We start from the raw sequence: 26,171 nt of genomic DNA, 5'->3' as shown, positions 1-26,171 counted from the left end.
AAACGGCGCGAACGCGCTTCAAGCGCATTCGCTTCCAGCTTGTGCCTAAGCATTGTCAAGCCATCTTGCATTGCGTCTTGTCGAGCGGAAGGAACGATTGTCCTGAACTGACGATATCGGCGTAGTCGTCCTTGTCTTTCATCTTGCTCTTGGGCTTACCCTTGAGCAAATAATAATTCTTGAGCACCTGATGGTCGCCTGCGCGGATTTCCTCAGGGCCCGTCAGACCTGAATACTTCATTCCTTCCAGCGTCGCGATGACTTTCTTGGGGTCTGCCGTACCTGCCTTCACGATGCCGTCCAGCAAAATCTTGGTACAGATATACGATCCCGCAAGACTGTAGTTCGGGTTCGCTTTAAAGGCCGCATTGGCGCGCTTGACGAGATCCTGATTGAGCGGGGAATCAATTGCGTGCCAGTACTGCGCGCCGAAATACACCCCTTCGCAGATGTCCGGACCGAGCGCTTCGAACTGCTCCAGACCGGACGCCCAGGCCATGAGAATCGTGCAGTTGTTCTTCATGCCGAAGCTCACGGCTTGTCGCAACGTATCCGACGACTGTGAGCCAAAGTTCAGAATAAGCAGGACGTCCGGCTTGGCCGCGACAGCGTTGGTCAGATATCCGCTGAATTCTTTTTCGTTTAGCGAGTGATAGCTGTTGCCCACATGCTCGATGCCCTTTTCCTTGAAGATGGCTTTAGCAGCGGATAAAAGACCATCGCCAAAGACGTATTGCGGCGTGATGGTGTACCAACGCTTGGCCTTGGGGAACGTCTGAATGAGCGGTCGAACCGTCTGCTCTATCGCGCCGAAGGTCGGCACCGACCACCGAAACGTCGCGCTATTGCAGTCTTTCCCCGTGAGCTCGTCGGCGCCCGCCGTAGTAATGAAAATGCCGCCGGCCTTCTCCACTTCCTTACCCATTGCAAGCGCTTCGGACGAAAGAATGCCGCCTGCAAAATAGCGCGCATTTTTCTGTTGGGCTATTTCCTGAACGCGACGCACCGCGGTCGCGGGCTTGCCTTCGGTATCGAGCGTGGTATATGCGAGCGGCTGACCGAGCACCTTGCCATACTGTTCGATCGCGAGCTTCATGCCGAGATCGGCGTATTTGCCGTTTGCCGCAAAGGGTCCGGACATCGGCACCGGGCAGGCAAACTGAATCGGCGAACCTTGAGCGAGCGCGCTGCGCGACATGAGCGCCTCAAACGATCCGGGAACGGCCGACAGCGCGGCCAGCTTCAACATATTTCGGCGATTCAAAATTGACGCTCCTTGAGAAGAAGACCTGCGCGGCCACCTTGCGTTTTTTTCGTGGTACGTTCATGCGTCGGTTTAGCTTCATCCTATTTATCATGATAAATAGAACGAATCCGATGCTAGGTACAATAAATTCGGGTGTCAATAAGGCAATATTCCGGGGTGTGTTAAGGAGCATCGATATGGTGATGGACCGTGCTAAGCGCGCCAGCGCGGCGGCCGGAGTCGACCCGACTCAACAGGAAGTCTCAAGGCAGCCGCTTGCCAAGCCCATCAAGCAGCCCAAGCGCGCAGACCTCGTCGCTGAGGAAATCAAACGGCTCATTACGGAAAAAGATCTCAAGCCGGGCGACAAGCTGCCGCGCGAAGTCGAGTTGCAGCAGTTGTTTTCCGTTAGCAAGAGCACGATTCGCGAAGCGCTCAAGTCTCTGGAAGTGCAAGGGCTTATCAAGGTCACGACCGGTCCTTCGGGCGGCGGCACCATCGTTGAAGTGCCGCTAGATAGAACCCTTCAGCTCTTGCAAAATTATTTGTTCTTTAAGGACGTAAGCATCGACGACATCTATACGGTGCGTCAGTTGCTCGAACCCGAACTTGCTGCAGGGGCAGTGCCGCATTTGACGGAAGAGGATTTGGCCGCGCTCGAAGAAAATATAGCGAGTTGCGACGAACCCGCTTGCGCGCACGAGAGCCGGGATATTGTCAGGCAACGTCAGGAAGACGTGAATTTCCACGACATTCTCGCTGCGGCCAATCCCAATCCGTTCTTGCGGTTTAGCTGCGAGCTGATCAACGAGATGATCCGACAACTGATCGAATTTCGAAACGATACACCGCAAGCGGAGCACGAACGTTTCGGCCGTGCAAACGTCAAGATTCACAAGGCCATCACCGAAGCAGCACGTGCGCGCGACGTTGAAAAAGTACGCGAACTGATGGTGATACACATGACGGAAGCGCCGCGCTACGTCAAACGCATGAAGGGCAAAATTCGCGGCAGGCTCATACTCGATTCAGAGATTCGCCAGCGCGTCATTAAGCGCGGCGGTAAAGCTTAAGCGAATTTCTTCTTCCGATTACAATCCTGTTGACGAGCGCGCCGCTCTCCAAGCGCGTATTTGAACCCTGTTTTTGTGGGGTTTTCGAAAGTTTCACGCTTGCAGCGTCATGCTAATGGCGTCGCCTAAGCGAAGCGTGTCTCACGCGGAGAGATGAATGTCCCCGAGATTCGACGTCGTGCGCAAAACGGGCCGTGTGGTCCGGCGTCGGCTAGTCCGACGCAATAGCACCGCCACGATGCGCGTGGCAGATGCCTTCTCGCGCTTTCCCTTGCTTGCCGGCCTAATCGGCACGGCTATCGCTATTTCCATGGCGGTGCTTTCCTTTGCCGCGCTTTGGCAAGGCCGTGCGCAGGCGTTGCAGAACGCACATGAGGCGTCCGCCAATGTTGTCGCGACGCTCACTGCCGATATTTCACGCAATATCGAATCCATCGATCTTTCGTTGCGCACCATCGTAAGTGGAATGGAAAATCCGGCCGTGATGGCCTTGTCCGACGACTTGCGCAAGCTCGTCCTATTCGATGGCGCAACCGCAACGAATTACATAGGCGGCGCATTCGTGATGGACGGGCAAGGACGTATCGTAGTCGAGCGCGATGCGTCCGTTCCTAACGAATTGCGCTTTAAAGACCGCGACTATTTCACGGCGCACGCAGCAAGAGCCGACGTCGGGCTCTATATTTCAAAGCCGTATCAATCGCGCTTGCGCAACGGCGCATATTCGCTCGCGCTAAGCCGCCGCATTAACGCACCGGATGGCTCGTTTGCGGGCGTGGCGGTGATCGCGCTCAATATCGACTATCTCAAGGCATTACTCTCGCGCGTCAATGTCGGCCGAGCGGGCTCCGTTTTCATCGTGCAGCCAGACGGCCTGATGCTTGCCCGCAAGCCTCCCTTGCCCGCTGGCGCCTCCAGCACCGTGGTTCGCTCGCCTACCTTTTCGTCGATGACGGATCAACTCAACGGCTCTTATATTTCGACTTCGCCCCTGGACGGCGTGCGCCGCATCTATACCTTTGCGCATGTGCCGGGCACGCAACTCATCGCAGCGGTCGCGCCTGCGGAAGATGATGTACTTCAAGGCTGGCGCGAACGCAGCACGATGATCGGCGGCCTGACTCTCATGTTCGGCGCTGGCTTCATCGTTCTGTCGTGGCTGCTTGCAATCTCGCTGCGTTCGCGCGCCATCGCTCAGGAAAAGTTGCAAAGGCTCGCAGGGACCGATTCACTCACCGGTCTCGCTAACCGGCGTGCGTTGGATCGCCGTCTCGACGAGGAATGGCGACGTGCGCGGCGCGCGGATCAGCCGCTTTCCGCATTGTTCGTCGATGTCGACCACTTCAAGCTCTACAACGACACCTACGGTCATGCGATGGGCGACGATGCGCTCGTCGCCGTGGCCGATTGCATACAGCATTCAGTCAAGCGACCGGGCGATATCGTCGCGCGCTACGGCGGTGAGGAATTCGTGATCGTGCTGCCTTCAGCGGCGGAGGAAGGCGCAGTGACTTTTGCTGAACGTCTTCGGATGATGGTCGAAGCGCTCGAGATTCCGAACAGCGGTTCGCCGAGAGGCTTCCTTACCGTGAGCATTGGCTGCGCGACGGCCCATCCGCGTCATAGCGATGACGCGCTCAAGTTGCTGAACAACGCGGATGCGGCGCTCTACCGTGCGAAACGCGCAGGCCGGAACCGGGCTGTCCACGAAAATAGCGCAGCGGGCGGCGGCTGACGCGCTCGAATCCTCTCTCGAGATCAATCGACCAGTCGCGCTCCATTGGCATAATGCATACAAAATATCGTCGTCCAGGGACCGCATGAACGCGTTGACCTTCATCCGTCGCGGACCTCGCGGCATGTTCAGCGTCCCCGAGGGGCGCCGGCTTGCACGTACGCTCCTGGGCTGCGCGATTAGTTACGGCGCCGCAAAACTGATCGCGCTTCCCGAAGGTTATTGGGCGCTCATCACCACGCTCGTCGTGGTCACTCAGCCCAGCCTCACGCAGGCGCTGGGAGCCGCGCGCGATCAGATCGTCGGCGCTTGCATCGGCGCGGTGGCGGGGGTGATCGGGCTCATCGCCATCGAGCATGGCGCCGCGCCGCTCGCCGTATTCGCGATCGAACTCGTGCCGCTCGCCGCGCTTGCTGCGGCGCGGCCCGCGTTGCGGCTTGCATGCATCACGCTTGTCATTGTCGTGCTGATTCCGACAGGCGGTGGGCCCTTGTTTCAGCGGCCGCTGCATCGCGTGCTGGAGATTCTCATCGGCGCGGCGTCCGCGTTCATCGTCGCGGCTATCTTGCCGAACCGCTCGCTTACGACCGCGCATCGCTGCGTAGCCGACACGCTGAAGTGTCTTGGCCAGTTAGTCGCCTTGCATCTTTCCGACGACGCAGACGACCATGAAGCCCGAGCGACGCAGCTCGAAAAGAAGAGCGCTCAGGCGCAGCAATCGCTCGACGATGCCCTCGAGGAAGCGGAGCGCGAGCACATCATCGTGCCCCTGCAAAGCCGCCGCGCGGATGCCATCGACAAGGCCGCGCCCTTTCTGCGGCGACTGCACAGCGACACCCTCTTTCTCGCCAAGGCAGTCTCGCGTGACCCGCAAGCGGCACGAAGCGATCATCTGCAAGAAAGCGCTGCGGCGCTGCAGACCCTCTTCGATAAGCTCGCGCAAGTGCTCGGCAACGTGCATCGGGATGACGCCGAACTCGACCACGTGCGTGCAACGTTGGAATCGCTGAAGGACGCGTGCATGAGAAGCGAAGGCTCGCACGATGTCGCGCAGTTCGTCATCAAGCTGATCGTGTCGGATGTCGATGCGTTGATCTCGGCCATCTATCCCGCCGCGCCGTCCGCGCCGGCTTAGCGCGAAAGACCGCGGGCATCCACCGGCCACAGGTCGACGACGCGATCACCGCGATAGCACACGTATTGATCGTAGAGGTTCACGGTGGGATCGCAATGGCCGGGCGGCAGAAGCAGACGCGCGCCGATAGCACCGCTCATGTTCACAGTCGTGCCGGCTTCCAGCATGCCGTGCTCGTCGTTGGCCGAGATGTATGCCAAAGCGGGTGCATCGTCCGATGCATGCAACCAACGCACGCTGCGCGGTAAGCCGGAATCGACCGCCAGCCCCTTCAGGCCGACATCGCAGACAGCCATGCCGGGCCGCGTCGCGCTCATGATGGTCGACAAAATGAATAATGCATGCCGCCAGCGAAGTGCGCCGTCCCAAGCGAGGCGCCCATAATCTCCGTCGATGAAGAGGTAGGAACCGGGCTGCACTTCGGTATAGACGCCGCTGGCCGCGTCGAACTCGACTGTACCGGTGCCTCCGCCGGTCACGATGCCGCATGCGATTCCGCGCGCTTCGATGGCATGAACATAGGCTGCCGTGCGCTCGGCGGCGCGCTGCGCTTCTTCCTTGCGGGCGCTCCACTGCACAATGTGCTGAGCGCCGCCGTGGTATGCCTGAATGCCAGTGAAGCACAGCGCGGCTTGCGCATGAATCGCGTCGACGAGCGCGAGAAGAGCATCTTCATTGGTGACGCCGCACCGATGCTGGCCTGCATCGACTTCCGGCAGCACGTCGATCTCGACGCCCGCGCGTGCGGCGGCATCGCCGAGCGCTGCGACTTGCGGCAACGCGTCGACGCAAACGGAAAGCCGTACATGCGCGGCGAGTTCCACTGCCATCGCCAGTTTGTCGGCGCCCGCGAATTCGTTGCTGATATGAATGCTTCGAACGCCCGCCGCCGCGAAGGGATAAGCCTCGGAGAGCTTCTGGCAGCATACGCCAACGGCACCCGCCTCGATCTGCTTGCGGGCAATGACGCTCGATTTATGCGCCTTCGCATGCGGTCGGAGCGCGACACCCTTCTGTTTCGCAAACGCCGCCATGGTGGCGAGATTGACGTCGAAAGCATCCAGGTCGAGAAGCAACGACGGCGTGGCAACGGCGTCGAGTGTATCGCCCGGACGGGCAGCGGGAGGAGGAGCGAACGTCATGCGGTGATCGGTCGGATTGGTAGACAAAATGCATGATAGCGCCCGACGGTGCTTTGCATATTGCATGCAAGCAGTACACACCCGCCTTCTGCCGCTTCGAAACATGCAAACGCGAAACCCGGCTACCGTGAATGCACACGGCAGCAGGTCTCACTTACAAGGTCGGCCTGGCGCGCTCAAACGAACTTTCGCGCCGGTGTTGTGTCCGGCTTCTCCTCGTCGACTTCGAGCGCTCGGTCCGGACGCATCGTGAACGAGAGGATGATGCCCGCCGCCATCAGAATCATCGACACGGTGAACGGCAGATTCCAGTTGCCGGTGCGGTCGATCAGCCAGCCGCCGACCACTGGACTGATGATCGCCGCGAGCGCCGAACCTGAATTCATAATGCCGGATGCAGTTCCCGAGTGCTTCGGCGCGATGTCCATCGGCACGGACCACATTGGACCGATCGTCATCTCATTGAAGAAGAAGCCGGCCGAGAGGCAGACCGCGGCAAGCGTGATAGAGATGTCGGACACAAGCATGATCGGCGCAAGCGAAAGAAGCGTGAGCAGCATGCAGACGCCGACCATCACGTTACGAGCCATGCGCACGTTGCCGCTCTTGCGAAGGATACGGTCCGTGAGAGAGCCGCCGAGCCAGTCGCCCAGCACGCCCGCGAAGAACACGCCTGACGCGAATAGCGCCGACTTGCCGAGTTGCATGTGATAGCTGTGCAGGAAGTATTGCGGAATCCAGCCAAGGAAGAGCCAGAGCACCCAGCCATAGCAAAAGTAGACGGCGGTCACGGGTGCCATGCGGCCGAGCAGGATGCGCCACGGCACCGGCGAGCGCTGTTTCACTCCGGAATAGCTCGAAAGCGTCGCACACTCCCCTTCGGTAATACGCGGATGATCGCGCGGATTATCGCGGAAGTAGAAGACCCACACGAGCGCCCAGATGAAGCTGATGATCCCCGTGATGATGAACGCGCCACGCCAGCTGGTCGCGACCATGAGCCACACGATCAACGGCGGCGCGACTGCATTACCAATGCGTGATGCTGCATGCGTAATACCTTGTGCAAACCCGCGCTGATCGGCCGGCATCCAGTTGGACATGGCACGCGTTGCGGTAGGAAAGGTCGCGCCTTCGCCGAGGCCGAGCAGCACGCGCGCGACGATCAGCGAAAGAAAGCCGCCGGACAAGCCGGTGAGCACTGTCGCTCCCGCCCAGATGATCGCGCAGAGCGTGAGCGTGCGGCGCGGACCGAAGCGGTCGCCCACCCATCCGCCGATGATCTGAAACACGAGATACGGATAGGCGAATGCCGAAAACACGAAGCCTACCTGCGTGTGCGACAAGCCCAGTTCGGCGCCGAACTGGCTTGCCGCGGTGCTTACATTGACACGGTCGATATAGGTGATGAAATACATCGCGCAAAGCAGCAACAGCACGCGTGTGGTGGCTCGACGGAACATCATCGTCTCCTTGAGTAGTGGCGAGCGTGTCCGAGGCGTGTGGCGCGATGCCAGATGCCCGTGAACGTGGCCTGCAAATCTGATCTCGGTACGTCTATGAACTGCTTCGATCGATGGCGAACGGATATGCCATGAGCGTGTTATTCCGTGCGGTCATGGAACCGTCGGATGCGTGGCTTGCGCGGCGTTGTCATTGCGTGTCTCCTTTCGCGGGTCGTCGATGGCCCGCTGTCATGTTGTCGATGGTTCAACTCATATGCACGTCGTTTTGCGGGCTCAGGCGACCTCATGCAAGCGCATTGGCAAGCACCCTCGCGACGTGCAACGCTTCGGTCTGTGCGCCATCCGCGATCTGATGACGGCAGCTCGTGCCATCAGCGACGATCACGGCATCGCGTGCATCTCTTGCCTTGCGTACCGCCGGCAGCAGCGACAGTTCCGCCATCGCCTGCGAGGCTTCGTAATGCTCCGCTTCATAACCGAAGCTGCCCGCCATGCCGCAGCATGACGATTCGATCGTCTTCACTTCCAGACCGGGAATCCACTTGAGCACGGTTTCGACCGGACGCACGGCATCGAATGCCTTTTGATGGCAATGGCCATGCAGCAACGCGCGACTGTGATCTAGCGGCTTGAGGTCGATATCGAGTCGTCCCGCAACGCGCTCGCGAACCAAAAATTCCTCGAAGAGAAAGGATGCCTCCGCGAGCTTGCGCGCGGCATCGCCGTAGCCGTAGCCGAGGAACTCGTCGCGCAGCGACAGAAGACACGAAGGCTCGAGGCCGACAATTGCCACGCCGCGTTCGACATATGGCAGAAGCGTATCGAGCGTGCGCCGTGCTTCAGTCTTGGCTTCGTCGACGAGCCCGGCGGAAAGAAACGTCCGTCCGCAACACAACGGCCGTTCTCCCGCTTTCGTATTGAGATGAACCGTGTAGCCCGCCGCCTCGAGCACGCGCTGTGCGGCACGCGCATTGGCCGGCTCCATGTAGTTGTTGAAGGTATCGACGAAGAGCAAAACCTCCTTAGTTGCATTTGCAACTATTGTCGTCGACGCATCCGACAGAAAGGCTTTTTCAAAACGGGGAAATGCGCGTTCCGGCGCCAGGCCGAGTTTTGTCTTTAGCCAGCGCGCCAAGACCGGCATACGCGCTTCGATAGCGCCGCTCATGAACGGCCAGCGGCTCGCATAAGGCGCATAACGCGGCAGATAAGCGACAAGACGTTCACGCACGCTCACACCGTGACGTGCGGTGCGCGCAGCACGCGTTTCGATCTTGATGCGCGCCATATCGACGCCTGTCGGACAATCGCGTTTGCAGCCCTTGCACGACACGCACAGATCGAGCACGTCCTTCACGTCCTGACTCGCAAGGCCCTCTTCACCCAATTGTCCCGAGAGCGCGAGACGCAAAGTGTTGGCACGTCCACGCGTGACATGTTGCTCGTCTTTCGTAATGCGATAGCTCGGGCACATGGTTCCCGCATCGAACTTGCGGCAATGGCCATTGTTATTGCACATCTCGACTGCCTTGGCCAGTCCGTTCGAAAGATCATTGCCAGAGCCCGGCGCACCCTCCAGGCCTGTCAACGGATCACGCGTCACGTTCCAAGCCGACCAGTCGAGTTGCGGCTCGAATGCACGTTCACGATACGACGGCGGAAAGCGGAAATTCACCGTATCGTCCATTTTCGGGGGCGCCACGATTCGGTCCGGGCTCAGGCGATTGTCCGGATCGAAGAGCTGCTTGATCTCGCGAAACGCCTGGTTGATGCGCGGCCCATATTGCCACGCAACCCATTCACCACGGCATAGTCCATCGCCGTGCTCGCCCGAGAATGCGCCTTTGTATTCGCGCACCATCGCAGCGGCTTCTTCGGCGATAGCTCGCATCTTTGATCCGCCATCGCGACGCATATCGAGGATCGGACGCACATGCAACGTGCCGACGCTCGCGTGGGCATACCAAGTGCCTTCGGTGCCATGCTTTCTGAAGACATCGGTAAGACGGCTCGTGTATTGCGCCAGATGTTCGAGCGGCACCGCGCAGTCTTCGATAAAGGACACGGGCTTGCCATCGCCCTTCATGCTCATCATGATGTTGAGGCCGGCCTTACGCACTTCCCACAGCGCTTTCTGCGGGCCGGCGTCGGGCATCTGCACGACCGAATCGGGCAGGCCGAGATCGCTCATCAGATCGACAAGGCTTGCAAGTTTCGTCACTTGTTCAGCGCGATCGGCGCCCGCGAACTCGACCAGCAAGACTGCTTCCGGCTCACCCACCAGCGCCTTTTCGATGACAGGGCGAAACGCCTGATTCGACATTGCTAGATCGATCATGGTGCGATCGACCAGTTCCACGGCAACAGGTCCGAGCTTGACGATGTGTTGCGTCATCTCCATTGCATCGTAGAAGCTCGGAAAGTTCACCACGCCAAGCGTCTTGTGTTCGGGCAAAGGCGCGAGCTTCAACGTAAGTTGCCGGCTAAAGGCAAGCGTGCCTTCCGATCCCACCAGCAGGTTCGCCAGATTCGGCTCGCCGTCTTCGCTGAAGGGCAACGGGCTTTGGCAATCGAACAGATCGAGGTTATAACCAGCCACGCGGCGCAGAACCTTGGGTATGCGTTCACGCATCTCATCGCGTTCGCGCAATGCAACGTCGCGCACGCTTTCTACGAGCTCACGCATGCGGGCATCGAGCTTCATTGCCGAGAGCTTACCGAAGCTGCCCTCGTATCCGTCAGCAAGAATCGCGTCGATGGAGAGCACGTTATGCACCATGATGCCGTATGCCATGGAGCGCGAACCGCACGAGTTATTGCCCGCCATGCCACCGATCGTGCATTGCGCGCTCGTCGAGACATCGACAGGAAACCACAAGCCATGCGGCTTGAGCCATGCATTCAGGTGATCGAGCACGACGCCCGGCTCGACTGTCACCGTTCGAGCGTCCTTGTCGAAGTGCACGATGTTGTTGAGCCACTTGCTCGTGTCGATGACGAGCGCCTCGCCTATCGTCTGACCGCACTGACTCGTCCCGGCGCCGCGCGCGAGCACGCTTGCCTTTGCCTCGCGCGCGATCTCCAAAGCAAGCCGCAAGTCTTCCTGATCCCTCGGCACGACCACACCTTGCGGCATGATCTGATAGATCGACGCGTCGGTTGCATAGCGTCCGCGCGACGCGCGATCGAACAACACATCACCCTTCAGCTCGCGTTGCAGACGCATCTGCAAAGGGGTCGGCGCCGCTGCGCGACCGGCGCGCGCCGACGCTGGCATCAGATGGATCGGCTTGACGAGTCGGTCTGTGGGTGTATTGAGCATCGTCGCTATCGGTTAGTGCGGGAGGCCTGCTTGGGCTTTTGCATGCTGAATGCTTTATGCCGGCACACCGCATGCATTATTCGAAATGCAATTCGACGGTAGGCAGGCCGTCGATCGAGCCCACGGCGTGGCCCGCCCCATCCGGGAAGGCAAGTCCGGTGTAAGAGCCCGCCGTGATCACCGTGCCCGCGGCGAACGCGACGCCATGCGAGACCGCGTGATTGACCGTCCACGCAAGCAGACGACGCGGATCGCCCGCCGGGTTCGCCGGTGGGCCTTCGAACAGCGGCTTGCCGTCGAATTCGAAGCTCATCGCCGGGGCGACGAACGGGAACGCTTCGTCGTAAGGCACGCCCGCGCCGACGAGTAGCGCGCCGTGATTCTGCAGATCCGCGAGTTGCCACGGCTTCTCGACGTCGGGCCACGCAGCGAAGCGACTCGCCACCACTTCGATCGCCGCATGCACGGAACCGATCGCGTCGATGATGTCGGTATCGCTATACGGTCCGCTGCCTGCCTCGAATGCGCGATTGAATACAAAAGCCACTTCGAGTTCGAGCCCTGCTCGTCCGAAAGCCGACATCGATAGCCGCGCGCCCGAGGCATGCACGCCATCGGCCGGGAGCAACGCAGCCTGGATCGGACCATCGGGCGTCTTCGCGCCGACCTTCCACCCGCCGACGCTCGCGCCGAGTGCATGCAAAGTCGCCTTTTGCGCGGCGTAGGCTTCTTCCGCGTTCGATGGCCGCGCGTCTTCCGGCAATGCTTCGAGCTTCGCGCGATGCGCACGCGCTTCCACGAAGAGCCGCGCGAGCGCGTCGGCGTCGAAGGCCGCGCTCATGCCGCCGCCTTGAGTTCGGGTTTCGCGACGTGGCTCGTCAGATAGTCCATCGCCGCGGCCACGCCGCTCCCTTCGAGTTTGATGCCCGCGAGCTTCAGTCCCATCTCGCAGCCGGTGAGCGCGGCCATCAACGTGAGATCGTTGCAATCGCCCAGATGCCCGATGCGGAACATGCGGCCCTTCACCTTGCCGAGACCCGTGCCCAGCGACATATCGAAGTGCTCGTAGATGAGCTTGCGTACCGCATCCGCATCGACACCTTCGGGCGTCATCACACCGGTCAGCACCGGCGAATACACGGACGAATCCGCGCACTGGATTTCGAGCCCCCACGCGGTGACTGCCGCGCGACAGGCGGCCGCGAGCCGCTGATGGCGGGCGAACACGTTGTCGAGCCCTTCGCCGAGAATCATGTCGAGCGCTTCGGACAGGCCGTACAGCAAGTTGGTGTTCGGCGTGTAGGGCCAGTAGCCCTGTTTGTTCATTTCGATGATCTCTTTCCAGTCCCAGAAAGCACGCGGCAGCTTCGCCTCTTTCGATGCCTCGATCGCCTTCTGCGACACCGCGTTGAAGCTGATTCCCGGCGGCAGCATCAAGCCCTTCTGCGAGCCGGACACGGTCACGTCCACGCCCCATTCGTCATGACGATAGTCGGCGGATGCGAGACCGGAGATCGTGTCGACCATCAGAAGCGCCGGGTGGCCAGCCGCGTCGATGGCGCGCCGCACCGCCGCGATGTCCGAGGTCACGCCCGTGGACGTCTCGTTGTGAACGACGCATACCGCCTTGATCGTGCGCTGCTTGTCTTCGGCAAGGCGCGCTTCGATCATGTCGGCCTGCACGCCGCGGCGCCAGCCCTCGATGCCGGGCAAGCCCAGGAACTCCGGCTTCAGTCCGAGATTGACCGCCATCTTTTGCCATAGGGTCGCGAAGTGGCCGGTTTCGTACATGAGGACCGTGTCGCCGGGGCTGAGCGTATTGGCGAGCGCCGCTTCCCATGCACCGGTGCCGGAAGCCGGATAAATCACCACCGGCTGGCTCGTCTTGAAGATTTTCTTGATGCCATCGAGCACCTTCAGGCCGAGTGCACCGAACTCCGGCCCGCGATGGTCGATGGTCGGATAACTCATCGCACGCAAAATGCGATCGGGCACCGGGCTGGGTCCCGGAATCTGCAGGAAGTGACGGCCAGCGGGGTGGTAATCGAGCTTCAGCATGGATGCACATCCTCTTAAATTGAATTTTGCATGCAAAATACTGTAGCGCAGCGATGCGGCCGCGGAAAGGTTTAAATAGGCTAAATGGCCTAGGGATAACCCGCTGGAGGTTTTTTCCGGCGAGCTAGGGTTAAAATTGCCGCAAACGAATTCGAGGTATTGAATGCAAAATCGCGACTTGCCCGACGCCAGTCTTTCGCCGCTCCTACAGAAGGTCGAGCGCATGCGTTTGCACGACACGGTGGTGGATCACTTGCGTGAATTCATCGTGGAAGGCCTGCTTGCGCCGGGCGTGAAGCTAAACGAGCGCAAGCTCTGCGAGACGCTCGGCATTTCGCGCACGCCCTTGCGTGAAGCGCTGAAGGTGCTGGCCGCGGAAGGGTTGATCGAGATATCGCCGAACAGGGGTGCATCGGTCTCGCAGATGAGCGAACTCGAAATCCGCGAGATGTTCGAACTGATGAGCGGACTGGAGGCGTTCTCCGGCGAACTGGCTTGCGAGCGAATCACGCCGCAGGAGATCGCGGACATCAAGGCGCTTCACGCGGTCATGCTGGAATGCCGCGCGCGCAATGATTTGTCGGGCTATTACAGCCGGAATCAGGCTATTCACGACAAGATCAATGAAGCCGCGCGCAACACGGCGCTACGGCAAACCTACGTGTCGATCAACCGGCGCTTGCAGGCCATGCGCTTTCGATCGAACTTCCAGACGCCCAAGTGGGATAGCGCGATACGAGAGCACGAAGAGATGATCGAAGCGCTGGAAACGCGCGATGGCAGGCGCATGTCGACCATTCTTCGTCATCACCTGCTCGGCAAACGCGATGCCGTTCTCGCCGAGCGCACGTTGACCACGGTGAAGGCGCCGGTTGCCAGGAAGCGGACGCACACCGGCGACGCTGGCTGAAAACGCCATACTCAAGCGCATCGAACGCTGCGTTCCCCCGCGCACAGTTCGATCGGCCGAATCCTCGCAAGCTTCGCTACGATTCGCGCCAATGGCCGAAGAGCCTGACATCGGGGGACATGTTGAACACAATAAGAGGTACATGCCTGGCGCTTGGGGCGGCGCTCGTCGTTGGCGGCTTCACGCTCTATTACGACGATCAGGACGTGAGCGTCGCGCAAGCCGATACGGACCGCGCAACGGTCGATTGCCTCACGCAGCAACTCACGCATGATGAGAAGGTCAGCATTGCCCGCCTGACCGTCGATCACGATAACGCGAACATGCGTCGCGTCTACACCGATGTTCTGTCGCGCTGCGTACTACGCGCCGATCAGTGGGACCGGCGCTCGCAACTCGTCGCGAGCGCGCGTCAAACTCTCGCCTACGATACCGAGTTCCGGCGCATGCTCAGCGAAAGCACGATGCGCATTGCACAGCGACCCTGACATCGCCTTCTCGAAGCACGACGTTGGTCGAACGACAAAGGCCGCCAGGCGATGGAGTAACATCGGCATCCATTGCGCGGCAATCGCATGCATCATTCGGCATTCAGAATGCAATCCACATCTCACGGCAATTCGACGACGATCGAGTTGCCCTTCAAGCGGCCCTTCGACTGGACTCGCCTGCTCGCCTTCATAGGCGGCCGGGCGGCGGCGGGCGTCGAGTCGGTGGAAGGCGGCGTTTATCGACGCGCGATCGAATGGCATGGCGATGAAGGCACCGTCGAAGTCAGGCCGCATGAGCGCAAACATCGCCTTGTCGTGACCGTCGACGGCGATGCGCAGCGGCATGCCGATGAACTTGCCGAACCGCTCGCTCGTATGTTCGATCTGCATGCCGATCCCCGCCGGATTGCAAGCGTGTTGTCACGCGACCCGTTGTTGGCGCCGCTAGTCGATGCCTCGCCGGGGCTACGCGTGCCGGGCGCATGGTCCGGGTTCGAGTTGGTGGTCAGAACCATCGTGGGCCAGCAAGTGAGCGTGAAAGGCGCTTCGACGATCATGGGACGAATCGTGCAGCGCGCGGGACGAATGATCGATGGGCATTCGCACGAGGCCACTGCCTGGCGGTTCCCGACGCCCGCCGAGCTTGCCGCCGCGGACCTGGATAAGATCGGCATGCCCACGAAACGTGTCGAAGCCGTGCAGCGGTTTGCGAATGCGGTGTCAACAGGCGCGTTGCCGCTCGACGAACCGGACGCTGATGCCGAAGCGTTGAAGCGCGATCTGCTGGCGCTGCCGGGTATCGGTCCATGGACAGTCGGTTATATCGCGATGCGCGCCCTGCGCGATCCAGACGCATGGCCCGATGCCGATCTCGTGTTGATGCAGGCCATCGCGCGGCGCAATCCGGCCCTGCTCAAGCCCGCGCAGCAACGGGCGCATATCGAGCGTTGGCGGCCTTGGCGCGCTTATGCCGCAGTACATCTGTGGAATGGAGTGGCGATGGAGACTGGGGCAGCGCGAGGCGGGTAGATTGAATACCAGACGAATGTATGCGGTCGACCGCATGCAATGCCACCGGCCAAACGAAGCTCCAAGGAACCTGAATTTCGCCAAGCCACCAGACGCCATCAGGTTTGAACAAAATCGCATTTGGTCGATTGAATACCACGCAAATGCATACGGTCGACTGCATGCAAAAGTCGCGTGCGAGCCAGATTTCAAGAAACTGACCCGCCTTCGACCGAAAGGCCTAAGCCCCTGCCGCACCCCGTCTTCCCGCAGCAATCGCAAGCTCGATCGAAACCAGCAACCCCTCTTCATCGAAAGGCTTGCGCAGAAAACCCACCGCGCCACGCTGCATGGCTCGCTGAACCGTATCGTCGTCACCGTGCGCGGACATGAACACCACCGGAATGCCCCGATGCTCGGCGTTCAATCGACGTTGCACATCGAGCCCCTGCATCCCTCGCATTTTGATATCGAGCAGAACGCACATGGCATCGTCGACGGCCGACGATGCAAGAAACTCCTCGCCCGACGAAAACATCGCGGTCGCGTAGCCAACGGCCTTGAGCAAATTGCCGACGCCGCGTCTTACCGAGGCGTCGTCATCGACGATGCAGACAAAGCTCATGTATGCCAATGCTCCCGTGGCTCGCGTCGCGGCAGATTCATCGGGAAGCGGCCGATACCAACACGAGCCTGCCGCCGCGCGCCGCAGCACCTAGCGTTCGCATGCGCGGCTCAGTGCGTGTAGACGTCACGACACCAGCGTCGTCGGACTCGCCCGACTTGCGCAACGCATAGTCGCGCGTCGTCTCCAGCAGGAAATAGTCACGAGTCGTGCTGTCGAACGAAGTCATCAGAAGACACTTCGAGGCGAGGCCGACGATCGCCTCCATGACCTCGTTTCGCGATAACCATTCGCACGCGGCGACCGTGCAAGCCTCATCCAGCGAAAAGCGGTCGGGGAATACGGCGAGCCGTTGCAGCACTACGCGCTCGGCCGCGCCGAGCAGTTTGTAGCTCCAGTCGAGCGAAGCGGCCAAGGTCTGCTGCCGAGGCGGCGCAGTCCTGAGCCCGCCCGTCAGCGAATGGAACCGATCATCGAGTTCCGCGGCCAGCCTGCGTATGCCGAACACAGCCGCCCGCGCTGCGGCGAGTTCGAGTGCCAACGGAATGCCGTCGAGCCGGCGGCAGATCGTCGCGAGCATGTCGAGACTGCCGCGGTCCCGTTCGACCGACACATTCAACGCGCTCATCTGCGCGAGAAACATCCGCACCGAGGCGCTGGCGAGAATCGCTTGCGAGGTGGCCTCGACATCGGGCATGTCGAGCGGCGCGACCCGGTAGCACTTTTCGTCGTGCGTGCGCAGTGGCTCACGGCTCGTCGCCAAAATTCGCAGCTCCGCGCATGCTTCCACGAGTTGTTGGGCGAGCGACGCGGCTGCCTCGATTACATGCTCGCAGTTGTCCAGCAACAGCAGTATCTTGCGGCTCTGAAGAACCGTGATGAGCGCTTTGATCGAACCATCGCTCATGGAACGCTCGATGCCAAGTGCTTCGGCGATGGTGTCCGCGACCATGCGCGCATCGTTCACGGCCGCGAGCGAAACGAAGCACACATCGATCTGTGCGTTAGCCGCAATCGAACGCGCCGCCGCGATGCCAAGCTGCGTCTTGCCAATACCGCCCGAGCCCAGCAACGTGACGAGATGCGCTTCCTGCAACGCACCGACGATCTCCGCAAGCGCGCTCTCGCGTCCGATCAAAGCCGCGCGATGATGCGGCAGGGCGTCGAGGTGCGTCGCTTTCGGATCAATTGAATCGGCAGGCGCGGACACGTCGACCGCATTCGCCAGCCGATAACCTCGACCGGACACGGTATGGATAGCCTGACCGTCAGCGCCGAGGACACGCCTGAGCGTCGAAAGCTGCACATGGATGTTGTTCTCGCCGACCACCGATTTCGGCCACACGTGGCGCAGAATCTCATCCTTCGTGACCGTTTTGCCATTTGCGCGAATCAGCAATTCGAGGATGTCGAACGCGCGCGAGCCGACCTCGAGCAGTCGCCCATCCAGACGCGCCTCGCGCATTTCCAGCGACACTACGATTCGACCGATCTTGATCATGCCGCACTCACGCCTGGTTGATTAACGGAACCGCCACGTTGCGCGCATGCGCAATCAGTCCTCGTACGGACGAGCATCCGCGGATACGAGACACACGAAGGCGCTCGCCTTCAGCACGCATTCCACCGAAGACAGCAGAAACAGCAGCGGCGACACGCGGAACTCGACCGGCAGCCCGAATGACATTGCCATCAGACCGATCGTGCAGAGCAACGCATAGACGATGCGCGCGACGCGGCTGCCGGTCAGCACGAACCCAACGAGCGCCAGCCACAAGAGTTTGCCGACGATGCATGCAAGCGCATCGCGCGCCGAGAGACTGATCCATAACTCGAACGGCAACTCGACGAGCGCCCATAGACCGGTCGCGAGAATCAAGCGGCGCGTCCACGCCCCAAGCGCGATGCGGCCGCTCAAGACCGTATCGGCAGAACTGGCTCGTCGTGAGGAGACTGGATCGTCGAGATAGCGCATGACAGTGGTTCCTTGGCGGACTTCCGCGCGTAACGACGCGGCCTTTATCGAACAACACTCATTACCCGGCGACGTTCGTCTTCGTCTTCCAGCAGTACGGGGTATCGCCGACCATTCGCTTGAATACGGTCGTGAAGTGAGCCTGCGAGCGGAAGCCGCAACTCAGGGCGACATCGAGCATGTTTTGCTTCGACTCGCGCAGCAGGCGCTGCGCGTATTCCACGCGGCGGCGCAGGAGAAACTCGTGCGGCGGCATGCCCGTCGCGCGGCGAAACTGCGAGGCGAAATGCATGCGCGTGAGCCCTGTGCTGCCGGCGATATCCGCGAGGCCGATCGAATCGGCGAGATGGGCATCGATAAATTCGATCGCGCGATTGAGCCGCCACGCGGGCAAGGCGCTGGCCTCGCGCTTTTGCCGGTCGGCCAGCGTGAAGTGCCGTGCAACCAGGCGCGACACGATGGCGAAGCTGACGCTATCGGTGAACACCTTGCCCACCGCCGCGTCCTCCGATTGCGATACCGCGAGCGCCTGTCCGAGCCGTTCCAGCGCGGGGTCGCGCACGAGCTTGGGATCGTCGATACGAATATCGCCTGCATGCGGCCGCCCGAACATGTCCTCGAAGCATTCGCTCAAGACCTGTTGCCCGACGAAAAGATGCAGCACGTCGGCAGGCGACTCGAACACGGCGCTGCAGCGCACGTCGGGCGCCGTGATCTGCACGGCCCCGGCGGCGACGCGTCCGCGCACGAGCGTCTTGCCTGCATGAGAAAACGTGAGTGACGTGCACTTGAGACTCAGTGCGATGCAATGATGCGTCGCGCTCTCGACACTTGCGACTTCCACCGGCGACTTGTCGTTGCAGGTCCATCGCGAGAGGAGAATGCCGCCGCGCGGACGGCTGCTGGCAGCGTCGTCGGGAGGTGTGCGCCATGCATGTTCCATTCCGATTCCGTTCGCCCGGCTCTTCTGCGCGACCTCGACTACGGGTTCGGGATACGACATCGACGAAATGGTCATGACCGGTCATCCAGTGAAGTTGTTTGAGCGACTTTGCATGGACTCCACGGTATCGCACGGCAATTCGTACAGCCAGTCGTACGTTGGGGTGGCTTGAATGACCGATGGTTGGTTCAGATCATACGGAGGTTTAGTCGGGGTTCGATGCGGCGCGGGCGGGTTGACTAGCGCGAGGTCTAACGCGGTGCGGTTGTTCAGACGGAGGCGGCAGGTGAGTTATACGTGCGTATAGGGTGTGAGCGGTTCGTCGTCGCGTGATTCAATAAGCACACTGCGCAGTGCCAATCGCCCTCGCCCAAGGCCAACCATCTCAAACCCCACCCCGCGCGCGCCTCACCGGCAATGCGACTCCCAACGCCTCCGCCTTCCTCACGAAATCCGCAAGCGAGCGCGCCCCCATCTTCCGCATGGCCTGCCCGCGATAGATTTTCACGGTGATCTCGCTCAGGCCCATCTCCGCCGCGATCTGCTTGTTCATGAGGCCCGAGGCGACGAATGCCATGACCTCACGCTCACGTGCCGTCAACGTGTCGTAGCAATGCCGCAAATCCGCTACCGAACGGTTCGTCGCGCGACGCTGCGCATCGTTGGCCAGCGCCTGTTCCACTGCATCGAGCATGTCCTGATCGCGGAACGGCTTGGCCAGGAAGTCCTGCGCGCCGGCCTTCATCGCCTTGACCGTCATCGCGATATCGCCATGCCCCGTCATGAAGATGATCGGCAGACTCAGTTCGCTCGATGCAATCTGCTCCTGCACCGCAAGTCCGCTTTGTCCCTTGAGACGCACGTCGAGGATCAGGCAACTCGGCACATCCGGCATGTCGAACGCCAGAAACTCCTGCGCGGAGCCGAAGGTTTCGACCTTGAGGCCCACCGAACGCAGGAGATTGCTGACGGCTTGGCGCATCGATTCGTCGTCGTCCACCACGTACACCATGGCGCTCGCGGTGTTGTTGCTGGCGTCAGCGCTCGCATCGCTGCGCGGATGACTGCTCATCACATCTCCCTTCGTGAGCGGACAGAAGAAGATGCAAAGGCGCGCGGCCTTTTACATCGCCGAAAGCGCGCTGGAAGGAGCGGTCGAAGTGACGCGCTCCAGGAAAAGCGTGCTTCCCAAGCGATGATGCGCGAGGCCATCCACGCGACGGTACTTATTTTTCCTTAATCGTTCAAAAGGCGGCGCCGCGACGCTCACCCACGACCGCTCCCATGCGGCTGCAACGTCACCGTGCAAGTCATCCCCATCGCGAGCCTCATTCTCTCGGGAACACGATCGATATGAATCCGCACCGGCACTCGCTGCGCGAGCCGCACCCACGTAAAAATCGGGTTGACGTCGGCGAGCAAATCGCCGCTCGTCGGATTGTCACGGTCGGCGATCCCGCTTGCGAGACTATCCACGTGACCTTGAATGTCTTCACCGCCCGATAGCAGTCTGATCGTCGCCCGATCGCCCACTTGCACGTGCGGCAGCTTCGTTTCCTCGAAGTAGCCGTAGACCCAGAACGAGTGGGAGTCGATCAGCGCCATGCGCGCGGTCCCGGCCGTGGCGAAATCACCCGGATAAAGGTTCAGGTTCGTGATGAAACCATCGGACGGCGCGCGCACCTCGCTGCGCGTCAGGTTCAGCGCGGCCGTCTCCTGCGCCACTACCGCTGCCTTTACGGCCGCCTCGGCCGCGTTGTAGGCGGCGACATCGGCGGCATGATCCGACGCCGATTGCCTCGCGAGCGATGCCGAATCCAGCCGGCTTTCGTCCGATATCACGTCGCCCGCAAGATTGGCGCGGCGCGCCGCCTGAGCGCGTTTCATCGCAAAACCGGATTCGCTCGCGGCCATGCGCGCCTTCGCCTGCGCCATTTGCGCCTGCGCACGCGCGAGATCGGCACCGGCCTGAGCCACGGCGTAATGGAAGCGAGCCGGATCGAGCACGAACAGAATGTCGCCCTTGCGCACGAGCTGGTTGTCCTTCACGCGTACGTCGCTGACGAGGCCGGAAACATCCGTCGCGACTTGCACGACCTGCGCGCGCACGCGTCCGTCGCGCGTCCAAGGCGAGTACATGTAGTCGAGCCACAGCATGCGAACCAGCACGATCGCCACGACCAGTATCGTGAGCGTGAACCCCGCGCGCAGGATGGATTGCGTTTTCATCTTGATGTCATTGGGTGGTTTCATCGCCATGAGAGCAGCGAAGCGCCGCTGAACATCGCAGCGAAGAGCGCGACGCGAAAGAGGCTCGCGTGCCACGTAAAGCGATAAAACCCGAGCCGCGCCAGCACGAGATCGAGAACGACGAACAGCAGCACGCAGCCAGCAAGTATCGGCAGCAAGCCGGGCATGAGAAGCGAGAAGACGTCAATCTCGCGTGGCATCGGCGACTCCTTGGGTTGCTTCCCGCGGCATGGACGATGCAAAGCCGCCGCCCAGTTCCTTCATCAATAACGCCCAGGCATCGAGACGTTTCGCCCGAATCGTCGCGAGGCTTTGTTCCTGCTGCAACTGCGCATTCTGCGCGGCCAGCACGTTCAAAAACTCGGTGATGCCGCTGCGATACCCCGTGTCGGCAAGCTGAAACGACTTGCGCGCCGAATCGAGCGTGTCCTCGATCGACGCCTGCTGCTCGCCGAGCGAACGCAAGGTTACGACTTGCGTGGCAACGCGCTGCATTGCGCCGATCACGCTCTGGTTGTAGGCGTCGACGGCGGCATCGCGCGACGACACCGCGACGCCGTAGTTGCCGCGCCGCCGTCCGCCGTCGAAGATCGGCAGCGAGATCGCCGCGCCCACGCCGTGGCCCATGCCGTTGCTATCGACGAAGTTGAAGAAGCCGCCGAAAGTCGCCGCCGATCCCAGCGATGCCGTCGCCAGCAAGTTGATGTCCGGATAGAAATCCGCATGCGCCGCGTCGATGCCCTTGTCCGCTTGCAACACGCGCCAGCGCCCGGCCACCACGTCCGCGCGATGCCCGACGAGCTCGGCCGGCAGCGTCGCCGGCAAATCGACCGGCACGCTCAGCGCGAGGCCGGGACGGCGCAAGGCATCGGCATAACCCGGCCCCTTGCCCGCCAGCCCCGCAATGCCGATGCGCGAAAGCGCGAGTTGTTGCTGCGCTTCCTGCACGCGTGTCGTGCTCATGGCAAGTTGCGTCTGCGCCTGACTGACTTCGAGACCGCTGCCGACGCCCGCATGCCAGCGGCGCGTGGCGATATCGAGCGTGCGCTGCTGTTCGTTCTGCACGTCGCGATAGACATCGAGCAATGCGTATTGCAGCGACAACTGCACATAGCTGCGCACCACGGCCGTCTGCAGTTCGACTTCGGCGAAGCGCGCGTCGGCCGCCACCGCTTGCACGTTGTCGAGCGCGGCTTCGCGGATCGCGCGATTCTTGCCCCACAGATCGAGATCGTATGAAAGGTCAGCCTCGACATTGTTGCTCCACACGGTCGTGCCGCCGGGCGGCGCGGGCGTGGTGTAGCGGGCATAACGTCTGCGCTCGAAGCTGCCGTTCGCGCTGACTTGCGGCAACTCGGCCGCGCCTGCGATCTGCGCCTGAAAACGCGCCGCGTCGATCCGCTCCGCCACCGCGCGCAGCCCGGGATTGCCTGCTGTCGCGTCCTGCACCAGCGTATCCAGCTGCGGGTCGTTCCATTGACGCCACCAGGCGTCGGCGGGCCATTTCGCATCGGCTTGGGTCGCGCGCAGAGCGGCACCGGCGTCGAGCGTGGCGGGGTCGATCATCGACTCGTGTGGGTGGATGCCGCCGCTCGTGATGCAGGCGGAAAGAAGCAGCGCGCAGCCGCTCGACGACAAGACCCACGACAGGCGGCGCGTGTTCATGCCGGCGTCTCCTTCGTTTGCCATAACGCGAGGCTGTCATCGCGCAAGGTCAGCTCGGTGAAATGCAGCAACGCGCGCATGCGATACCGCTTGAGCGTCGCCGTATCGGTCGCGATGTTGTCTCCGAGCGGCAGCATGTCGAGCGCCCGGCGCGTCGCTATGAGCGCGTTCTGCGCGGCTTCGGGTGTCGTGTTCGAGAACACACTCGCCAGCGCCGCAAGCCATGCGTCCTGTTCCGCCGCCCAGCCTTCCGGCAAGGTCGCGCCGAGTTGCTCGGTGTCGAGACGAATCTGAATCATCGAGCGGCCGATCTCGAGCGCCGCAAAAGCCCAGCCGATCAGACGGTCACGATTCACGCGGGCGTCGACCGGCGCGGATGCAATCTGCAAGATGAAATCGCGCAAGCTCAGTTCGAATGTGTAGAGCAGGTCGGCGAGGTCGCCATTGCGCGCGTCATGCACGATCAACCCGCGAATCTGCTTCATGTACTGCGCGGAGATCCAGTCGCCCGCGCGCGGAACGAGCACCGAGAACGCGACCGCCGCCACCGCGATTCCGCCTAGCAGCGCGAAGCCGGTGTCGAGATAAGCGCTCGGGTTATAGACCGTCGGGTTCGTAATGCCGACGATGAAGCAGAAGTACAAGCTGAAGCCGAGCCCGAGAATCGCCGTCTTCGGGAACGTGTTCAGATAGCTGCCGATCATCACCACGATCGCCATCGACGCCGCCAGCAACTCGAACGTCTCGATGCGCGGCAGCACGAAGAAATTAAACGCGAAGCCTGCAAGCCATCCTCCAAGACAGCCGCCGAAAATTTGCCAGCTCGCGACCGTCGGGTTCGGTGCAAGCGCGAACAACGCGCTCGTGATCGCCACCGCGACGATGGCGGTTGCGCCTCCGACCCAGCCCGAGGCGATCCACGCCGCGCCGACCGCGAGCACGGCGACGGCGGCGCGCGCACCGGCGATGGTCGCGGCCGTGCGATTAGCCGTGGCCCGAGTCCTGCCGATGCGGCCGATTGCCTGCAGCACCGACTGCGACCACGGCAAGCGGCCGATGGTGCGCGCGTCGATATAGCTTCGGCACATCAGGCGCAGATCGGCCATCGAAAAGAACAGTGCCGCGCCCGTCGTCGATACGAACTGACGCTGATGCGCCGACAGATCCGCGAGCGCCTGTAACAGCTTGCCGAGGCGCGTGGGCAAGGCATCCTCGAAGGCATCGAGATCGCGCATCAGCGTTTCCACCGCTTCGAGCGTGACGAGTTGCGCGTCGGCCTCGTTCGGCACGACGGCGAGCAACGCGTCGATGAGATCGTAGACGGCCGCGAGAGCGCGCGGGTCAGCTTCGGCGGCGACACGTAACTTCAGTTGATGCAGCGCGTGAATCCACGCGACGGTATCGAGAAAACCGCGGTCGAGATCGAGATAGACATGGTTGTGAAGACGGATAGCCGGGTCTTCGAACACGGCGCCGCTGCGCAGGCTTTCCACTTCCACACGCTCGCGAATCAGCGCGAGGAAGGTGTCGAAACCGGTAAGCGTCGCGGTGCGGTCGAGCATCGCGTGCATGGCGTTGAGCAAGTCCGTGAAGTTCTTGCGGCTGGCCGCATAGAGCGCGGGCGTGACAGAGCGCGGAAAGATCACCGCGCTGACCACGCTCGCGCAGACCACGCCGATCACCACCTCGCTCACGGTGAATACGACGTTGTCGTACACGCCATAAGGATTGGACCACGCCGGTATGGCCGTGATGGCGGTGCCGTATCCTGTCAGCACGAAACCATACGACTGAAAATTGCGGTAGTAGGACGCGCCGAACACGCACACGCCGATCCACACCGCGAGCGCGATCAAAAAAAGCCACGGCTGCTGCGGAAACAGCGCGATGAGCACGAGCCCCGCAAAGCTGCCGCACACCATGCCGAGCCCGCGATAGAAGCCACGCGCGATCACCATGCCGCTTTGCTGATGCATCATCACGATGATGCACGAGACCATGGCGGTGGCCGGCGTGCGCAGTTCGAGCCGCATGCACACGCCCATTGCAAGCGACATGGCAAGCGCCACTTTCGCGATATGCCTGAAGCGGGGTCCGTCGTCGTTCCAGTATGTCTTCAGCTCTTCCCGCCATCGAGGCAGGGCCGCGCTGCCGGTATCGGCTTGCAGGGTCATGGGGCGCTCGTCGCTTGTTCGTGCGGATATTCGCGTGGTATGGAGTCTGCTGCGAACGCGGACCAGGCAATTGCACAATCGCACGCTTTTTGCGCATGCGCTGCATGAAATGACCGGCTTTGAGACGTGCTCGCGTAGTCAGGTCCGGCTAATCTTTGTATGATGCGTCCCAACACAACAGGTACCAGCCAGCCATGCCGAGAAAAGCGCGGAACAGCGAAACCCCGCCGAAGATCGAAGACGTCGAACAGGAAAAGCTCGTCACGCGCCGCTTGGCGCCGGAGGTCCGCGAACGGCAGATCGTGCTCAAGGCCGTCGATCATTTCGCCACGCATGGATTCTCCGGCAGCACGCGTGAACTCGCGCGTCAACTCGACATCACGCAGCCGCTTCTGTACCGCTACTTTCCGAGCAAGGAAGCGTTGATCGACCGCGTGTATGAAGAGGTCTATCAGTGGGACACGAGCTGGGAGAACCTCATCAAGGACCGCGACCTGCCCATTCAGGAACGCATGGTGCGGTTCTATTCGGCGTATTCGGTGGTGATCCTGCGGCGCGAGTGGATTCGCATCTTCATCTTCGCGGGACTGACGCGCGAAGGCATCAACTCGAAATATCTGACGCGTCTGCGTGAGCGCGTGTTTCTTCCGGTGATGGCGGAGATTCGTCTTGCTTATGGACTGTCCGCGCCCGCCAGCGCGCGTCAGCGGGAGATCGACCTCGAACTGATCTGGAGTCTGCACGCCAGCATTTTCTATCTCGGCGTGCGTAAGTGGATCTACGGTCTGCCCGTCACCGACGACGTTGAAGATCACATCGCGCGTCAGGTCGACGCCTTCTTGAACGGCGTGCCCGCCGCGCTCAAACACGCAACCAAGCAGCCCGCGCGCATCAAACCGGGCGCCAAAGCCTGAGTCCGCTTCCAGGCCGGCAAACGCGCCGGCCGTTCGTCT

At 61.4% G+C, this 26,171-nt stretch carries 22 protein-coding genes; 7 read left to right on the top strand and 15 right to left on the bottom strand.

The genetic code is table 11. The annotated features are described in order from the left end of the window. Positions 1–55: 55 nt before the first annotated feature. A complete protein-coding gene (locus LDZ28_RS29340) occupies positions 56–1,264 on the bottom strand; it encodes an ABC transporter substrate-binding protein (protein WP_244831265.1) in 1,209 nt (402 codons plus the stop codon). Positions 1,265–1,443: 179 nt separating this feature from the next. On the opposite strand from LDZ28_RS29340, the gene LDZ28_RS29335 reads away from it, so the two are divergent. From LDZ28_RS29335 to LDZ28_RS29325, 3 genes are all read left to right on the top strand, one after another. Beyond that, positions 1,444–2,319: a FadR/GntR family transcriptional regulator gene (locus LDZ28_RS29335; RefSeq protein WP_244831937.1), complete on the top strand. Its 876-nt coding sequence runs from the start codon at positions 1,444–1,446 to the stop codon at positions 2,317–2,319. Positions 2,320–2,476: 157 nt separating this feature from the next. After that, positions 2,477–4,054: a sensor domain-containing diguanylate cyclase gene (locus LDZ28_RS29330; protein WP_244831264.1), complete on the top strand. Its 1,578-nt coding sequence runs from the start codon at positions 2,477–2,479 to the stop codon at positions 4,052–4,054. 85 nt (positions 4,055–4,139) lie between these two features. Then, positions 4,140–5,189 (top strand): FUSC family protein, encoded by a 1,050-nt coding sequence (locus LDZ28_RS29325; protein WP_244831263.1) that lies wholly within the window; start codon positions 4,140–4,142, stop codon positions 5,187–5,189. On the opposite strand, the gene LDZ28_RS29320 is transcribed toward LDZ28_RS29325, so the two are convergent. From LDZ28_RS29320 to LDZ28_RS29300, 5 genes are all read right to left on the bottom strand, one after another. Continuing rightward, the gene (locus LDZ28_RS29320) at positions 5,186–6,331 is read right to left on the bottom strand and encodes a DSD1 family PLP-dependent enzyme (protein ID WP_244831262.1); all 1,146 of its coding nucleotides are present in this window, start codon (positions 6,329–6,331) and stop codon (positions 5,186–5,188) included. The two genes, LDZ28_RS29325 and LDZ28_RS29320, sit on opposite strands and share 4 nt — an antisense overlap. A 176-nt stretch (positions 6,332–6,507) precedes the next feature. Continuing rightward, complete coding sequence (locus LDZ28_RS29315) at positions 6,508–7,797, bottom strand: MFS transporter (protein ID WP_244831261.1); 1,290 nt, start codon at positions 7,795–7,797, stop codon at positions 6,508–6,510. A 283-nt stretch (positions 7,798–8,080) separates the two neighbouring features. Next, positions 8,081–11,119: an FAD-binding and (Fe-S)-binding domain-containing protein gene (locus LDZ28_RS29310; protein WP_244831260.1), complete on the bottom strand. Its 3,039-nt coding sequence runs from the start codon at positions 11,117–11,119 to the stop codon at positions 8,081–8,083. 76 nt (positions 11,120–11,195) lie between these two features. Next, positions 11,196–11,960 (bottom strand): 2-keto-4-pentenoate hydratase, encoded by a 765-nt coding sequence (locus LDZ28_RS29305; protein ID WP_244831259.1) that lies wholly within the window; start codon positions 11,958–11,960, stop codon positions 11,196–11,198. After that, complete coding sequence (locus LDZ28_RS29300; protein ID WP_244831258.1) at positions 11,957–13,177, bottom strand: alanine--glyoxylate aminotransferase family protein; 1,221 nt, start codon at positions 13,175–13,177, stop codon at positions 11,957–11,959. The genes LDZ28_RS29305 and LDZ28_RS29300 overlap by 4 nt, the downstream gene beginning before the upstream one ends. Positions 13,178–13,340: 163 nt before the next feature. Between LDZ28_RS29300 and LDZ28_RS29295 the strand changes: the two genes are divergently transcribed. From LDZ28_RS29295 to LDZ28_RS29285, 3 genes are all read left to right on the top strand, one after another. Next, complete coding sequence (locus LDZ28_RS29295) at positions 13,341–14,087, top strand: GntR family transcriptional regulator (RefSeq protein ID WP_244831257.1); 747 nt, start codon at positions 13,341–13,343, stop codon at positions 14,085–14,087. A 119-nt stretch (positions 14,088–14,206) separates the two neighbouring features. Beyond that, positions 14,207–14,575 carry a hypothetical protein gene (locus LDZ28_RS29290; RefSeq protein ID WP_244831256.1) on the top strand — a complete coding sequence of 123 codons (369 nt, stop codon included), beginning with the start codon at positions 14,207–14,209 and terminating at the stop codon, positions 14,573–14,575. A 108-nt stretch (positions 14,576–14,683) separates the two neighbouring features. Next, positions 14,684–15,607, top strand: coding sequence for a DNA-3-methyladenine glycosylase (locus LDZ28_RS29285; protein ID WP_244831255.1), 924 nt, complete (start codon positions 14,684–14,686; stop codon positions 15,605–15,607). Between the two features lie 220 nt (positions 15,608–15,827). Here LDZ28_RS29285 and LDZ28_RS29280 read toward each other — a convergent pair whose 3' ends face one another. From LDZ28_RS29280 to LDZ28_RS29240, 9 genes are all read right to left on the bottom strand, one after another. Next, positions 15,828–16,211, bottom strand: coding sequence for a response regulator transcription factor (locus tag LDZ28_RS29280; RefSeq protein WP_244831254.1), 384 nt, complete (start codon positions 16,209–16,211; stop codon positions 15,828–15,830). Between the two features lie 37 nt (positions 16,212–16,248). Then, the gene (locus tag LDZ28_RS29275) at positions 16,249–17,712 is read right to left on the bottom strand and encodes a winged helix-turn-helix domain-containing protein (RefSeq protein WP_244831253.1); all 1,464 of its coding nucleotides are present in this window, start codon (positions 17,710–17,712) and stop codon (positions 16,249–16,251) included. A gap of 54 nt (positions 17,713–17,766) precedes the next feature. After that, the gene (locus LDZ28_RS29270) at positions 17,767–18,186 is read right to left on the bottom strand and encodes a hypothetical protein (protein ID WP_244831252.1); all 420 of its coding nucleotides are present in this window, start codon (positions 18,184–18,186) and stop codon (positions 17,767–17,769) included. Positions 18,187–18,247: 61 nt separating this feature from the next. Beyond that, complete coding sequence (locus tag LDZ28_RS29265; protein ID WP_244831251.1) at positions 18,248–19,204, bottom strand: helix-turn-helix domain-containing protein; 957 nt, start codon at positions 19,202–19,204, stop codon at positions 18,248–18,250. 310 nt (positions 19,205–19,514) lie between these two features. After that, positions 19,515–20,201, bottom strand: a complete 687-nt coding sequence (locus tag LDZ28_RS29260; protein ID WP_244831250.1) for a response regulator transcription factor — start codon at positions 20,199–20,201, stop codon at positions 19,515–19,517. Positions 20,202–20,395: 194 nt separating this feature from the next. Further along, the gene (locus LDZ28_RS29255; RefSeq protein WP_244831249.1) at positions 20,396–21,358 is read right to left on the bottom strand and encodes an HlyD family secretion protein; all 963 of its coding nucleotides are present in this window, start codon (positions 21,356–21,358) and stop codon (positions 20,396–20,398) included. Positions 21,359–21,378: 20 nt separating this feature from the next. After that, the gene (locus tag LDZ28_RS29250) at positions 21,379–21,579 is read right to left on the bottom strand and encodes a DUF1656 domain-containing protein (protein WP_244831248.1); all 201 of its coding nucleotides are present in this window, start codon (positions 21,577–21,579) and stop codon (positions 21,379–21,381) included. After that, positions 21,563–23,044 carry an efflux transporter outer membrane subunit gene (locus LDZ28_RS29245; RefSeq protein WP_244831247.1) on the bottom strand — a complete coding sequence of 494 codons (1,482 nt, stop codon included), beginning with the start codon at positions 23,042–23,044 and terminating at the stop codon, positions 21,563–21,565. The genes LDZ28_RS29250 and LDZ28_RS29245 overlap by 17 nt, the downstream gene beginning before the upstream one ends. Continuing rightward, a complete protein-coding gene (locus tag LDZ28_RS29240; protein ID WP_244831246.1) occupies positions 23,041–25,218 on the bottom strand; it encodes an FUSC family protein in 2,178 nt (725 codons plus the stop codon). The genes LDZ28_RS29245 and LDZ28_RS29240 overlap by 4 nt, the downstream gene beginning before the upstream one ends. A gap of 194 nt (positions 25,219–25,412) precedes the next feature. Between LDZ28_RS29240 and LDZ28_RS29235 the strand changes: the two genes are divergently transcribed. Then, positions 25,413–26,132: a TetR/AcrR family transcriptional regulator gene (locus LDZ28_RS29235; RefSeq protein ID WP_244831245.1), complete on the top strand. Its 720-nt coding sequence runs from the start codon at positions 25,413–25,415 to the stop codon at positions 26,130–26,132. Positions 26,133–26,171 lie beyond the last annotated feature (39 nt).

It is taken from the genome of Caballeronia sp. TF1N1, from assembly GCF_022878925.1.
Classification (GTDB): Bacteria; Pseudomonadota; Gammaproteobacteria; order Burkholderiales; family Burkholderiaceae; genus Caballeronia.
This window is presented reverse-complemented; position numbering and strand designations above follow the sequence as displayed.